This is a genomic window from Yinghuangia sp. YIM S10712 (assembly GCF_051388935.1).
In the GTDB taxonomy this organism is placed as follows: domain Bacteria; phylum Actinomycetota; class Actinomycetes; order Streptomycetales; family Streptomycetaceae; genus Yinghuangia.
Window position 1 is genome coordinate 253,352 of record NZ_JBPKBI010000005.1, and the last position, 13,059, is coordinate 266,410.

Below are 13,059 nucleotides of genomic sequence, written 5' to 3' on the forward strand. Positions count from 1 at the left end.
CCATGAGCAACCCGACTCCGCAGCCGCAGCCGCAGCCGCAGCCGCAACACCGTCCGCAGGCCCAGGGGCAGCCGCCGGCGCAGCCGCAGTACCGGCCGGGTCCCGCGGCGGGTCCGCAGCCCGGAACGCCTGCGGGCGGGCCGGGGCAGGCACAGGAACACGCGCAGGCCCACGCCCCCGGTCCGGCGCTCGCACCGGCGTACGGCCACCCCGGTTCGCCGGGACATCCCGGTCAGCCCGCCCACCACGCACAGCCCGGTCAGCCCTACGGCGCCGGACCGGCCGCGTACGGTCCGCCCGGCAACGCGCAATACGCACCCGCCGGGCACCCGCAGGCGGCCGGGCAGTTCCAGCAACCGCCCAACGGCGGCCTCCACTTCACGCGCATGCTCCAGTCCGAGTGGACGAAGATCCGCACGGTCCGCTCGACGGCCTGGTCCCTCGTCGTCATGGTCGTGCTGATCCTGGGCATGGCCGCGCTGCTCGGCGCGACGGTCAGCGGGACCGACGACGAGCCGGACCCGAGCGTTTCGCTGTCGCTGATCGGCGTCATGATCGCGCAGATCGCGGCGGCCACGCTCGGCGTACTCACGATCTCGGCGGAGTACACCACCGGCATGATCCGGTCGACCCTCACGGCGTATCCGCGCCGGCTGACGGTGTTGGCGGCGAAGTCCGTGGTGTTCGCGGTGCTGATGTTCGTCGTCGGCCTGGTGGCGTGCTACCTCGCGTACCTCATCGGCGACGCGATGCTGACCCGCGACATGGTCGTCGACTCCGAAGGCAAGGACATCTTCAAGGGTGTCGTGGGCTGCGCGACGTACCTGTCGCTGCTCGGCCTGTTCGCGCTGGGCGTCGGGACGATTCTTCGACACTCGGCCGGGGCGATCACGACGGTGCTCGGCGTCATGCTGCTGCCGTGGATCATCGGCGCGTTCATTCCCGCCAAGGCCGGCGAGTGGATCATCGAGTTCTCGCCGATGGGGCTGCTCGCCGCCATGATCGCGCCGAGCGGTGAACTCGACAGCCCGCTCGGGCCGTGGTCCGGCATGCTCCTCATGGCCGGGTACGCCGCCGCCGCGCTCTTCGGCGGCGCGGCGCTGCTGAAGACCCGCGACGTGTGAGGCACCCCATGTGACGGCCCGCCCGTTCGCTACCGAAGCCCCGTACGGCCTTTGCCTGTACGGGGCTTCGCGTTATGTGGCAATGCGTCCTGTTGTGTATCCGCAATCTCGCCACAGGAGTTGTTCGGAAGCGGGACCAAGCGCCCCAGAGGTGTGAGGATAGGATCGGCAGCCATGTTTCGGGAGGGGACGAGGATGGCCGGGGGAAAGCGGGGCCGAAACAGCCCGGGCGCCGAGCCTGACCGGCTGTCAGCCGGCCTGCCCGACAAGCCTGTAGCGCCCGTGAGCGCGGCCGCGGTGGCGACCGCGACGGCCGCCGCCGTCCTCGGCTTGGCCGCCGCGCTCATCTCGGTCATGACGCTGATTTCGGACGACGCGAAGCTCCACGCGGCCATCGTCATCCTGCTGTTCGTACCGTCCGCCGCGATCGGCCTTGCCTCGACGTTCGTGCAACGGCGTTTCGTCGCCGAGCACATCGGCCGGCTGCATGCCGAGATCGCCCGGCGCGACGACGCGCACCGCCGCCTGGCCGAGGAAGTGGACCGGCGCGGCGGCGAGATCGCCGAACTCAACCGCAGCCGCCAGCTTCTGCTCGCCGAGGACGACCTGCTGCGCGAACGCATGCAGGAGTCCTTCGTCAACCTGTCGATGCGTACGCTCACCCTCGTCGAACGCCAACTCGACCTGATCGAGCGGCTGGAGCACACCGAGGAAGACGCGCAGCGGCTCGAAGACCTCTTTCGGCTCGACCATCTCGCAACCCGCATGCGGCGCAACAGCGAGAACGTCCTGGTGCTGGCCAACGCCGACGAACGGCACGGTCATCGGCCGCCGGGCACGCTCCTCGACGTGGTACGAGCAGCCGTCTCGGAGATCGAGTACTACGAGCGCGTCGACATCGGCCACATCCCCCGCACCGAACTCGCCGGACACACCGCCGACGACATCAGCCACCTGCTCGCCGAACTGCTGGAGAACGCCGCGGCCTACTCTCCGCCGAGCACGCGCGTCACCGTCGCCGGACGGACCCTGGAGAACCGCGGCATCCTGCTGACCGTCGAGGACGAGGGCTTCGGCGTGCCGCCCGACCGCCTGCCCGAACTCAACGCGCAGCTTCTGGGCGGCCCGGCTGCGGCCGGTGCGCCGGACCTCGCGGGCCTCGGCGTGTTCGTCGTCGGCGCGCTGGCGGCCCGGCACGGCGTGCGCGTGCAGTTGCGGCCCCGGCGGGAAGGCGGCCTCGCCGCGATCGTGATGCTCCCGGCCGCGCTGCTGCACGGGTCGGGGCCCAGTCCCGCGGACATCACACACGAACGCGAACTCGACCGCGCACAGGCGGCGGTCCGCGACACGTCGGCGACCGGGCGCCTTCCCGGCGCGACGGCCCGCACCAGCCTTCAGGCGCGGCACGAGAACGCGCCGAGCGCGACCGGGCGACACAGGTCGGTTCCGGCGGATGAGGCGCCGGCGGTGGGCGAGGTGCCGTTCGCCGGGTCCGGGCCGGGGCCGCAGGCCGACGTCGCGCCCGCCGAGCCCGCGCAAACCGGGGGCAATCACGCGGAGCGCGCGCAGGCCGGCGACTCCGTGACTTCATGGGCGAGTTCGACCGACGGCCCGGCATCGTCGCCCCCTGTGCCGCCCTCTCCTTCGACGGCACCCGGCACCGTCCCCGGCGAACCGCCGCCCCTGCCCCGGCGGTTGAGCCGCGCCAAGGGCGGCACGAGCGGTGCGGACCTCAGCGCGCATTCCGGCGCCGACTTCGGCACGGACTCCAGTGCGGGCGACGCTGCGCGCCACGCCCCGCCCGCCGCCGCCGAACCGGCGTACTCCGTCACCCCGTTCGCCCAGGACCCCGACGCGACGGCGTTGCTGCGCATCGCCGCGAGTCTGTCGTCCGACATGCCCGCCGACCCCTCCGCGGGCATCCGGGTGTCCCCCGCCGATGCCGCTCGCCCCCCGCTGCCGCGGCGCTCGCGCGGTGATTCCGCCGTCGCGGACGGCTCGCCGCCGGTATCGGACGCGGCGGCCGAGCACGCGCCCCGGCAGTCATCGGGCAACCGTGCGGTGACCGACGCGGGCCTGCCGAAACGCGTCGCGCGAGACCGTGCGGACGACGGTGGCGCGGTCTTCCCCGGCCCGTCCGCCGGGCTCCTGTCCGGCGCCGCACCGACCCCGGGCGTCCGGGACAGCGGTCCCGTCGCGGCCGAGGAACTGCGGCGCAGGCTCAGCGGTTTCCAGATGGGCTGCTCGGCGGCGCGCCAGGCGCCCATCGAGCAGGACACGCCCATGGCAGGGCTCCCGGCTCTGCCCGACTTCCCCGGCATATCCCCGGCGAGCGGGCCGGTGACCTCGCCCGACGGGACCGGAACCGGCGTACCCGAGGGCGGCTTCGCCGACGAGACCGCCGGGGCACGCGGAGGCGAAACCCTGTGAACACGACGGGCAGACCCCGGTCCCCGGCACCCTTCGCCCCCGCCGTGCCTTTCCCCATCCGATCCCATCGCAGGCCAGTCGCCGTACCGGCACCCGGAGGTGAGTACAGGTGAACGCACAGGACACCGCCGTCGTACACGTCAAGTGGCTCGTGGACGGGCTCGCCCAAGACGTGCCCGGCGTGCGCCAGGTCGTCCTCGTCTCCTCGGACGGGCTGCTGCTGGCCTCCGCCGGCGAGGGCGGAGCCGGGTCGGGCGGCGAACGCCTGGGCGCGATCGTCTCCGGGCTCGTGAGCCTCGCGCAGGGCGCGGCGCGGGTCATGGGCATGGGCGAAGTACGCCAGGAAATCATCACCATGGCGGAGGGTCACGTCGTCGCGATGTCCATCAGCGACGGTTCGTGCCTCGGTGTGCACGCTTCGGCCACCGGCGATCTGGCAGTCATCGCCTATCAGATGACAGCATTCGTCCGAAGGGCCGGGCACGTGCTCACGCCGGCCCTCCGCGCCGAGCTTCACCGCAGTCACGAGCCGGGCAACGCAGCAGGGAGGTAGTCGCGATGGCCGCTGACGACGGGGGACGGACCGGGGCCCTGGGCCGGTCCGCAAGGGTGCGGCCGTACGCGCTGACCCGCGGTCGCACGAACTACAGCCATGACCTGTACGTCGAGACCCTGGTCACCACGCTCGACTGCGAGCCGGACGACGAGTTCGTCCCCGACGACGCCACCGACGCGGATGTCGGCGCGGAGGCGGACGCGGAGGCGGACGCGGAAGCGGACGCGGAAGCGGACGCGGAAGCCGAGCCCGACCACGAGGACGGCGACGGCGACATGCCGGAGGTGCGGGAGATCATCGCCCTGTGCCGCGGCGTCCGCTCCGTCGCCGAGGTCTCCGCGTTGCTGGGCCTGCCGCTGGGCGTGGTCCGCGTCCTCATCAGCGACTTGGCGGCCCAGGGACGCATAAGCGTCTATCCGACGGCCGGCGACTCCGGCCGCCCCGACCGCGCACTGCTCGAAAGGCTGCTGGGTGGACTACGCAGGCTCTGACCCCGGACGTCCCGGTGTGCCGCGCCAAGCGGGCCGCCACGTACCGCCGTTGACCCCGCCGGCCACACCGCGCGGCGACGGGGTGCCGCCGATCACGTCGACCAAGATCGTGGTGTCCGGCGGATTCGGCGTCGGGAAGACGACGTTGGTCACCTCGGTGTCCGAAATCGAGCCGCTCACCACCGAGTCGGTGATGACGGTGGCGAGCGCGGCGACCGACCGGCTCGAAGGCCTCCCCGACAAGACGACCACGACGGTTGCCCTCGACTTCGGGCGCGTGACGCTCGATTCGGACCTGGTGCTCTACCTGTTCGGCACACCGGGCCAGGGACGTTTCCGGTTCATGTGGGACGACCTGGTACGCGGCGCCGTGGGAGCGGTCGTGCTCGTCGACACCCGCCGCGTCGAGGACTGCTTCCCGGCCGTCGACTACTTCGAGCGCAGCGGGCTGCCGTTCATCGTGGCGATCAACACGTTCGACGGGGCACCGAGGTACCCGGACAGCGAGCTGCGCGAGGCGTTGTCGCTGAGCCCGAACACCCCGCTGCTGTCCTGTGACGCCCGCGACCGCAAAAGTGCCGCGGGTGCGCTGGCGTCGCTGGTGATGCATGCGCTGCGTACGGTGACCGGTTAGCCCGTCCGGCAGGATCAGCGAAAAACGCGGTCAGCGCCCGGGGCGGCGCGACACCCGGCGGTGGCCGCGGTTGTTCCAGCACGCCCGGTGCCAGTGGCGGCGGTCGTCGACGGATCCGATGCCGTCCGCGCGCCACGCGACGATGTGCGCGACGCCGACGGGGATTTCGTGGTCGCAGCCCGGGCAGCGGTAGACCTTGCCGGCGGCGGCACCGGCGATCGGGCGCACGATCCAGTCGCCGTCCGGGCTCGACTCGCGCGATTCCAGGCTCGACCATCCCCCGCCGCCGCCCTCGGGGCCGCGGCGTTCGGAGCGGTGGGGGCGGTTTCGACGGGGCACGGAAAAAGGGTAGCGGTGCCCGGGTGCAGCCTGGTACTGGGCGGCCGGCGGACCGGTGCCGAACCGGCCCGCCCGACCGCCTGGGTCACTTCTTGGCGTAGTCGCGGAATCCGCGGCCCGTCTTGCGACCCAAGTACCCTGCGGTGACGAGGTGTTCGAGCAGTGTCGCGGGGGCCCAGCCCGGCTCGCGGAACTCGGCGAACAACACCTGCTGGATCGCCAGCGACACGTCGAGCCCGACGACGTCGAGGAGTTCGAACGGCCCCATCGGGAAACCCGCGCCCGTCTTGATCGCGGTGTCGATCTCGTCGGCCGACGCGTAGTTGGCCTGGAGCATCTTGACGGCGTCGTTGAGGTACGGGAACAGCAGTGCGTTGACGATGAACCCGGCCCGGTCGCCGCAGTCGACGGCATGCTTCTTCGTCCGGCGGCACACCTCGTGGACGGTCGCCACGACGTCGTCGGAGGTGGTGACGGTCCGCACGACCTCGACGAGCTTCATCACCGGCGCGGGGTTGAAGAAGTGCATGCCGACGACGTCCTCGGGGCGCCCGGTCGCCATCGCGCATTCGATGACGGGCAGCGACGACGTCGTGGTCGCGAGCACGGCACCCGGCTTGCAGATCTCGTCGAAGTTCTCGAACAGCGCTCGCTTGACCGACAGTTCCTCGACCACCGCCTCCACGACGAGGTCGACGGTGGCCAGGTCCTCAAGGTTCGTGGTGCCGGTGACCCGGCCGAGCGCCGCGTCGCGGTCGGCCTCGCTGAGGCGTCCGCGCTGCACCTGCCTGTCGAACGACCGGGTCAGGCCGCCGGTGACCGCGCCCACCTTGGCGTCGCTGCGCGCGACGAAGGTGACGGTGTATCCGGCCTTGGCGAAGACCTCGACGATGCCCGTGGCCATCGTCCCGGAGCCGACGACCCCGACGGTCTCCACCCTGCGTGCGGTGCCGGGCACCGGGGCGGTGACGTCGGCGTCCGGGACGACCTGCGACGACCCGGGTTCCTCGTACCGGTAGAACCCGCGCCCGCTCTTGCGTCCGAGCAGGCCGGCCGTGGCCATCTGCTTCAGGATCGGCGCGGGGGCGTGCAGCCGGTCGCGAGACTGGCGGTACATCTGCTGGAGGATGTTGTACGCCGTGTCGATGCCGACCAGGTCAAGCACCGCGAGCGGGCCCATCGGCAGCCCGCAGCCGAAGCGCATGGCCGCGTCGATGTCCCCCCGGGTGGCGTACTTCTCCTCGAACATCGCCGCGGCGTGGTTGAGGTACGCGAACAGCAGGCCGTTGGCGATGAACCCCGCCCGGTCGCCGGCGACGACGGGCTCCTTGCCGAGCTTTTCGGCGAGCGCCACGACGTCGTCGAGGACCTCGGGCTCGGTGACGACCGTGCGCACGACCTCGACGAGCGGCATGACCGGCGCCGGGTTGAAGAAGTGCAGGCCCACGACGCGCGCGGAGCGGCCGGTCGCCACCGACAGTTCGGTTACGGACAGTGACGAGGTGTTGGTGGCGAGGATCGTGTCCGGGCGGCAGACCTTGTCGAGCTGGGCGAACAGCTCCTGCTTGAGGTCGAGCTGCTCCGGAACGGCTTCGAGGACGAGGTCGGCGTCCGCCACGGCGCCCAAGTCGCTGCCGACGGAGACCCGCTCGTACAGGGCGCGCTCGTCGTCCGCGGTGAGCTTGCCGCGCTCGACGGCGCGCGCGGTGGAGTGCCGCATGCGGGCCAGTCCGCGTTCGGCCGCGGCGTCGTCGATCTCGACGCCGATCACGCGGACGCCGCCGCGGGCGAGGACCTCCGCGATTCCGGCACCCATGGTGCCGAGGCCGACCACACCGACCGTTGTGATGTCACGCGCCATCATGCGCTCCTTTAATGCCGTCTCCCGGGGCCGGGAGTACGCCTTGAGGGTTGCCTGAAGAGGGTTCCGGGTTTTCCTGCGAGCCATGCGGTGGTGGCGAAGTGCCTGCGGACGGCCTGTACGGGCTCCGCGGTCTGGTTCTCCGCAGGTGTGCGGATCGGGTCCCCCGCGCGGCTGCCGCGGTGGTTACCGCGGAGTAGTTCCGGCTTTCCGGGAGTATGACAGGCCCGGCGCAACAGTCACAGACCGGATGGGAAAAGCTGTTCGATGTCCTATGGGGATTTTTCCCACCGTGCTGCCCGAAGGCGGGCCGACCGGCATGGGGGTCTTGCTCGCGGACCGGGGTCGGCGCCTGCTTCCGCGAGGAACGCGTCGTGCGGCGCGGAATCAAGGCGGGTTCGACGAGGCGTGGGCGGAACATCGTGTCGTGCCGCCCGGGTTGTGCCCGTCGGCGGTCACGTCTCGCGGCAATGCTACTGGTGCGTACGGTTGACTGCGAGCGGTCGGAGGGAAGTGCTGCCTTCAGTGTGCCGCCGCATACACATCCGGTCGCGCCGACCGGGGCGGGTAGTCACCCGAATGCGCTCTTGACACGTGGAGACGCATCTTGCGTGCCTGTTTCCGGCACCGGACGCCCCGCCCCGGCAGGCGGTCGAATCACGCGGGTGTGTGGGCCCCCGCGCCGTCCACCGGCTCCGCACTGCCGTACGGGCGCGTCAGGATCTCCATCCCGTGCCCCGCCGGATCGAGGAAATAGAGACCGCGACCGCCGTGCTCGCGGTTGATCTCTCCCGGCCGCCGCATACGCGGATCCGCGTAGAACTCGACGCCGGCCTGCCGGATCCGCGCCAGCGCCGCGTCGAACTCGTCGTCGGAGACGAGGAACGCGTAGTGCTGCATGGTGATCGACTCCGCGGGAATGCTCGCGAAATCCAGCGTGACGCCGTTGGCGGTGGCCACCGGGAGGAACGGGCCCCATTCCGGGCCGACTTCGAGGCCGAGAATGCCCGCCAGGAATTCGGCGGACTCCCGCTTGTCGCGGGCGTGAATGATGGTGTGGTTCAACTCGACTGACATGTGCGCGAGTTCTCCGTACGGCACTTCGCGGAACCTCCATGCCTCACCCGGCCGGTGACCGACACGCGATGCCGCACGGACGACTCTATGCGGGACCGCGCCCGCCGTCGAGGCACATCGCGGCACCGCCCCGGGGCCTGCGAGCACACCGCACCGACACGCGCCGGAAGCGCACGCCGACGCGTGGTTTCCCGCGCCCCGGCATGCGCTCCCGGCATGCGTTCCCAGCGTGTGTCCCGCGCCCGGTCCCGCGGCATCGTCTTCCTCGCAACAGCGCGGATCGCAAGGCCGCGCGAAGCAGCACGCGCGGTCTCGCGCCCACCGCGTACGCCGGCTCGGCACTGCGGGCGGTGTGCCGTGTCACGCGGGTTTCAGGATGCGGCGTGTCCGACGGCTCAGCAGTCCCGCAGCAGCGGTGACTGGTTGAGGAGTTGGCCGCGTATCGAGGTGAACTTCCGGTAGCGGTCGGTCTCTTCGGCGCCGGCTGGGAAGACGCCTACCCGGTGGCAGTTCTGGAACGCCAACTTGACCCCGTGGTGCCTCTCCAACGCCCCTCGGATCGCGTCGCTGGCCAGGGCCCGCAGCAACTGCCCTCGCGTCTGCTCATCCGGCGGCGGCACCTGATTGTCGGCGAACTCGCCGCCGTCGACCTCAAGTCGGACGACCAGCTCGGCGATCAGATCCCATGCGTACGGCAGGGACGCGCGGATGCATTCGACGAATTGGGCCTCGTCGACGTCCCCGGCCTCGGCCTGCGCCAGCAACCCCGGCGGCACATCGAGCGACATGGTGTGCTCCCTCCACCAACTCACCTGCTCGGCAATTGACTTGACTCAACGTAAGTCAGCCCGCACGGGATGTACCAGTACCGAACCGGACCGATCGCCCCAGCCACTCACGGCACGACAATCACAACTTTCCGTCGCTGTCCCAACGCCTCCGCAGCGCTCGTCACCCCGGCAAAGCGCCATGCTCGCACCGAGGCGGCTGTCCGGAACCCGATCATCACCCGGGGCGATCGGGGGCGCCCGCTGCCCCTAGGCTGATCCCCATGCGTCTTGTCATCGCCCGCTGCACCGTCGACTACGCGGGGCGGCTCGCCGCCCACCTGCCCTCGGCCCTGCGGCTGATCATGGTCAAAGCCGACGGAAGCGTGTCGGTCCACGCGGACGACCGGGCGTACAAGCCGCTCAACTGGATGAGCCCGCCGTGCACTCTCAAAGAGGGCGACGGTGTCTGGACGGTCGTCAACAAGGCCGGCGAGAAGCTGATCATCACCATCGAGGAGACCCTGCACGACTCCTCCCACGAACTCGGTGTCGACCCCGGTCTGGTGAAGGACGGCGTCGAAGCCCACCTGCAGGAACTCCTCGCCGACCGCATCACCACACTCGGCGCGGGCTGGACCCTCGTCCGCCGCGAATACCCGACCGCCATCGGCCCCGTCGACATCCTGTGCAAGGACGCCGACGGCGCCACAGTCGCCGTCGAGATCAAACGCCGCGGCGAGATCGACGGCGTCGAGCAGCTGACCCGCTACCTGGAACTCCTCAACCGCGACCCGCTCCTCGCCCCGGTCAAGGGCATTTTCGCGGCCCAGGAGATCAAGCCCCAGGCGAAAGTCCTCGCCACCGACCGCGGCATCGGCTGCGTCGTCCTCGACTACGACGCCCTGCGCGGCGTCGAGGACGACAAGCTCAAACTTTTCTGACCCGCTCCACCGGCGTCCGCAATTGGCGCGTCCCTCACGGAGATTGACGACGCGGCCGAGTGCGCTCGGGTCGTACCCGGGCCGCGGGTCGGTCGGTAGCCTGGGATGCGCTCAATGTCGTGCGACCGGCTGCCGTCGACGTGCGACCGCGCTCGACCGACGGAGGACGGACCGTGGCCGACAAGCCGCCACCGCTGACGACCTGGCTCCGGGCCCAGGTGCGCCGGAAACCGGCCGGCGACGGCGACGGCACCCCCGGCAGCGGCGGCGGCCTCCGCATCTCCCGCGGCCTCATGGTCGCCATAGTGCTGGCTCTGGTCGTGGTCGTCGTCGTCCTCACCTCCGACAACGACGGAACCCCGACCACCAACGCCGCAGAATCGGCTTCGCCGAGCGCCGAGGCGTCGCCCAGCTCGTCCGCTGCGGACGGCACCCCCTCCCCGACGAGCCAACCTGCCGGCGGTCCGCCGCCGACCGCGGCCGGCGGCAACCCGGACGGCAGCAAGCCGGTGGGCACGACCGGGTACACGCGCAACAGACAATCCCTGACGGTGCTTTCCGCCCCAAGGCGCAACAGCGACGTCGTGGCGACCCTGCGCTACGACACACCGGTGACCCTCGTCTGCCACACCGAGGGCCCTGTGGTCTACGGCATGAACGGCCTGAGGTCGACGCTCTGGGACAAGATCACCATCCCCGGCGGCGACACCGGTTACGTCCCGGACTCATGGATTGCGACCGAAGCCGAAACCCCGACTCTGGTGCCTGCCTGCTGAGGGCGGCAATTCACCGGTCCCGCAGGCGGGTTCGCATACGGATACATGCCACCCGCCGGTGGCGGCCCCGGTCGATTGCGGCGCTTACACACAGGATCGCCGGTCCGGTCCAGAGCGTGGCGGGGGCGCGGACGGAGGTGAACCGGCGTACATCGGCCGGCTTGCGGGTCACCAAGGAGCCAATCGGCACCTTTCAGCGTGAAGAGAGGTATGCCACCACCGGACAAGCCATAGGGTCGAGGTGTGGACGAAGACGCCTTCGACGTCTTCTACACCGCGAGCGTCGGTCGGCTCATCGGCCAGTTGTACGCGATGACGGGCGACCTCGCCGAGGCTCAGGACGTGGTCCAGGAAGCCTTCATCCGGGCCTGGGAACACTGGGCCGAGCTGGACCTGAACGGCGCCCCCGAGGCATGGGTGCGCACGGTGGCCTGGCGGCTGGCGGTCAGCCGATGGCGGCGGATGCGTACCGCGCTTGCTTTCGTCCGGCGGCAGGGTCCGCCCGCCACGGTGCCTCCACCGGACCCGCATCATGTGCTGCTGGTTCAGGCGCTGCGGCAGATACCCGAGGCGCAGCGACGGGTCGTGGTGCTCCACCACCTGTGTGACCTGACGGTCGACGAGGTGGCTACCGAGACCGACTGCCCGGTCGGAACCGTCAAATCGCAACTGAGCCGGGGACGGGCGGCGCTGGCACGGCTGTTGGCCGATACCGAGCTGGATCCGCGGGCGACGCGGCGGTCGGAGGTGCGTCATGGCTGACGAATTGAAGGATTACCTTGCCGACCTCGCCGAGTCGGGTCGGCGGCACGCGTCGCCGCTGACCGCCGAACGGATCCGGACGCGCGGTGATCGGCGCCTGCGCCGTAAGCGGACGGCCTTGGCCTCGGGCGGCGCGCTGCTGGCGGCGGCTCTCGTTGTGGGGGGTCTGTCGCTCGCCGGCGCCGACCGGGAGTCCGAACCGGCCGCTGTCAGTCCGACGCCGACCGCTTCGATGTTCGTGCCACCAACGCCGGCTCCGGGGCAGGAGTACGGCGCGGAACTGGGGTTCGTCTACGGCGCTGTGGCGAGCGGAGACATGGTGCAGGTCACCGTCGAGCAGCTTCGTACCGAGCAGGACAAGCTCGTACCCGTCGGTGTCGTGCACACGCTGACGCTGCCCCGGAGAACTCTGGTGGAAGTACGGGAGTTGGCGGGCGGGGCCCCGGCAGATGTGGAGCTGGGCCTGCTGGTGGATCGGCTGAACGCCGAGCCGCGCCGGATGTTCGCCATCGACTACGACAGCGAGGGCCGAGTGCAGTCGCTGCGGGAGGCGTACTGGCTCGCCAAATGAGAGTGGAACCCGGACGGGTAGCAGCGCGTAGAGAGCGTGAATCCACACCACACCTGATCCCAGGAGGATCGTTGAACACGTGTGTCTCACGCCGCCGGACCGTCCTGCGCTGCCTCACCGCACTCGCCTTCGGGGCCGTGGCCCTGACCGGGTGCAGCGGCGACGGCGGGGGCGGCCAGGCGGACGCCACAGCGCAAGAAACACCGTCAACGCCTTCCGCTCCGACCGACGCGGCGAGCTCTCCTTCCGCTTCGACCAACACCACGGTCTCGCCCCCCACTTCGAGCGACGTGACAGTCTCACCTCCCATTCCCGGCACCGCCACGGTTCCGGCCGGCACGTCGGCGCCGACCAGTGCGGCCCCCTGGGCCGGGACCAAGCAGTTCGTGCAGATCGAGAAGGCCTGGGCCGCTGACGGACGGACCTACCTGTCGGTGCGGCCCGCCCGGAAGGACGCGGTCACCGAGCCGCACGAGGCGTGGGTGATCGTCCCAAGCGAAGGCCCGTACACCACCGTGTCCTTCGCCCAGGATGCCCAGGTGCTGCTGTCGTCCCCACTCGGCGACGAATCCCAGGCTGCGCCGTACTCCCAGGCCGAGTTCGTCAGTCGACTGATGTCCCACGAGCCCGCGTTCCGCGCAGGTTTCGGCTACGACCTGAGCTTCGACGGAGAGGGTCGGGTGACCAGACTGCAATCCCTGTACACGCCCTGACATCAGCCCTCGTC

Annotated in this window: 14 protein-coding genes; 10 read left to right on the forward strand and 4 right to left on the reverse strand. The window is 70.7% G+C overall.

All coding sequences use genetic code 11. The features are described 5' to 3' along the window. The first annotated feature begins 2 nt into the window (after positions 1 to 2). The 5 genes from ACRX5W_RS14615 to ACRX5W_RS14635 all read left to right on the forward strand — a co-directional run bounded on the left by ACRX5W_RS14615 (position 3) and on the right by ACRX5W_RS14635 (position 5,235). Complete coding sequence (locus tag ACRX5W_RS14615) at positions 3 to 1,124, forward strand: ABC transporter permease (RefSeq protein ID WP_436788530.1); 1,122 nt, start codon at positions 3 to 5, stop codon at positions 1,122 to 1,124. Positions 1,125 to 1,406: 282 nt separating this feature from the next. Beyond that, on the forward strand, positions 1,407 to 3,554 hold the full coding sequence (locus ACRX5W_RS14620; RefSeq protein ID WP_436788531.1) for an ATP-binding protein: 2,148 nt from the start codon (positions 1,407 to 1,409) through the stop codon (positions 3,552 to 3,554). Positions 3,555 to 3,663: 109 nt separating this feature from the next. Beyond that, positions 3,664 to 4,107 (forward strand): roadblock/LC7 domain-containing protein, encoded by a 444-nt coding sequence (locus ACRX5W_RS14625; RefSeq protein WP_436788532.1) that lies wholly within the window; start codon positions 3,664 to 3,666, stop codon positions 4,105 to 4,107. Between the two features lie 5 nt (positions 4,108 to 4,112). After that, on the forward strand, positions 4,113 to 4,601 hold the full coding sequence (locus ACRX5W_RS14630; protein ID WP_436788533.1) for a DUF742 domain-containing protein: 489 nt from the start codon (positions 4,113 to 4,115) through the stop codon (positions 4,599 to 4,601). Positions 4,602 to 4,650: 49 nt separating this feature from the next. Continuing rightward, positions 4,651 to 5,235, forward strand: coding sequence for a GTP-binding protein (locus ACRX5W_RS14635; RefSeq protein WP_436788620.1), 585 nt, complete (start codon positions 4,651 to 4,653; stop codon positions 5,233 to 5,235). A 30-nt stretch (positions 5,236 to 5,265) separates the two neighbouring features. On the opposite strand, the gene ACRX5W_RS14640 is transcribed toward ACRX5W_RS14635, so the two are convergent. The 4 genes from ACRX5W_RS14640 to ACRX5W_RS14655 all read right to left on the reverse strand — a co-directional run bounded on the left by ACRX5W_RS14640 (position 5,266) and on the right by ACRX5W_RS14655 (position 9,300). After that, on the reverse strand, positions 5,266 to 5,574 hold the full coding sequence (locus ACRX5W_RS14640) for an ATP/GTP-binding protein (protein ID WP_436788534.1): 309 nt from the start codon (positions 5,572 to 5,574) through the stop codon (positions 5,266 to 5,268). An 85-nt stretch (positions 5,575 to 5,659) separates the two neighbouring features. Further along, on the reverse strand, positions 5,660 to 7,435 hold the full coding sequence (locus ACRX5W_RS14645) for a 3-hydroxyacyl-CoA dehydrogenase family protein (protein WP_436788535.1): 1,776 nt from the start codon (positions 7,433 to 7,435) through the stop codon (positions 5,660 to 5,662). A 657-nt stretch (positions 7,436 to 8,092) separates the two neighbouring features. Further along, positions 8,093 to 8,512, reverse strand: coding sequence for a VOC family protein (locus ACRX5W_RS14650; RefSeq protein ID WP_436788536.1), 420 nt, complete (start codon positions 8,510 to 8,512; stop codon positions 8,093 to 8,095). A 395-nt stretch (positions 8,513 to 8,907) separates the two neighbouring features. Continuing rightward, entirely contained in the window at positions 8,908 to 9,300 is a 393-nt protein-coding gene (locus ACRX5W_RS14655; protein WP_436788537.1) for an SCO5389 family protein, read from the reverse strand. A 263-nt stretch (positions 9,301 to 9,563) separates the two neighbouring features. Here ACRX5W_RS14655 and nucS point away from each other — a divergent pair, with 263 nt between their 5' ends. The 5 genes from nucS to ACRX5W_RS14680 all read left to right on the forward strand — a co-directional run bounded on the left by nucS (position 9,564) and on the right by ACRX5W_RS14680 (position 13,045). After that, complete coding sequence (gene nucS / locus ACRX5W_RS14660; protein ID WP_436788538.1) at positions 9,564 to 10,223, forward strand: endonuclease NucS; 660 nt, start codon at positions 9,564 to 9,566, stop codon at positions 10,221 to 10,223. A 173-nt stretch (positions 10,224 to 10,396) separates the two neighbouring features. After that, positions 10,397 to 10,999: a hypothetical protein gene (locus tag ACRX5W_RS14665; protein ID WP_436788539.1), complete on the forward strand. Its 603-nt coding sequence runs from the start codon at positions 10,397 to 10,399 to the stop codon at positions 10,997 to 10,999. A gap of 243 nt (positions 11,000 to 11,242) precedes the next feature. Next, positions 11,243 to 11,761: a SigE family RNA polymerase sigma factor gene (locus tag ACRX5W_RS14670; protein ID WP_436788540.1), complete on the forward strand. Its 519-nt coding sequence runs from the start codon at positions 11,243 to 11,245 to the stop codon at positions 11,759 to 11,761. Beyond that, complete coding sequence (locus ACRX5W_RS14675; protein WP_436788541.1) at positions 11,754 to 12,332, forward strand: hypothetical protein; 579 nt, start codon at positions 11,754 to 11,756, stop codon at positions 12,330 to 12,332. The genes ACRX5W_RS14670 and ACRX5W_RS14675 overlap by 8 nt, the downstream gene beginning before the upstream one ends. 290 nt (positions 12,333 to 12,622) lie before the next feature. Next, positions 12,623 to 13,045, forward strand: a complete 423-nt coding sequence (locus tag ACRX5W_RS14680) for a hypothetical protein (protein ID WP_436788542.1) — start codon at positions 12,623 to 12,625, stop codon at positions 13,043 to 13,045. The last annotated feature ends 14 nt before the right edge of the window (positions 13,046 to 13,059 follow it).

What these genes read in the sequence shown, in the direction of transcription:
- ACRX5W_RS14615 (WP_436788530.1), top strand. Translation starts at nt 3, where the DNA reads ATGAGCAACCCGACTCCGCAGCCGCAGCCGCAGCCGCAGCCGCAACAC.
- ACRX5W_RS14630 (WP_436788533.1), top strand. Translation starts at nt 4,113, where the DNA reads ATGGCCGCTGACGACGGGGGACGGACCGGGGCCCTGGGCCGGTCCGCA.
- ACRX5W_RS14645 (WP_436788535.1), bottom strand. Translation starts at nt 7,435, where the DNA reads ATGGCGCGTGACATCACAACGGTCGGTGTGGTCGGCCTCGGCACCATG.
- ACRX5W_RS14650 (WP_436788536.1), bottom strand. Translation starts at nt 8,512, where the DNA reads ATGTCAGTCGAGTTGAACCACACCATCATTCACGCCCGCGACAAGCGG.
- ACRX5W_RS14655 (WP_436788537.1), bottom strand. Translation starts at nt 9,300, where the DNA reads ATGTCGCTCGATGTGCCGCCGGGGTTGCTGGCGCAGGCCGAGGCCGGG.
- nucS (WP_436788538.1), top strand. Translation starts at nt 9,564, where the DNA reads ATGCGTCTTGTCATCGCCCGCTGCACCGTCGACTACGCGGGGCGGCTC.
- ACRX5W_RS14675 (WP_436788541.1), top strand. Translation starts at nt 11,754, where the DNA reads ATGGCTGACGAATTGAAGGATTACCTTGCCGACCTCGCCGAGTCGGGT.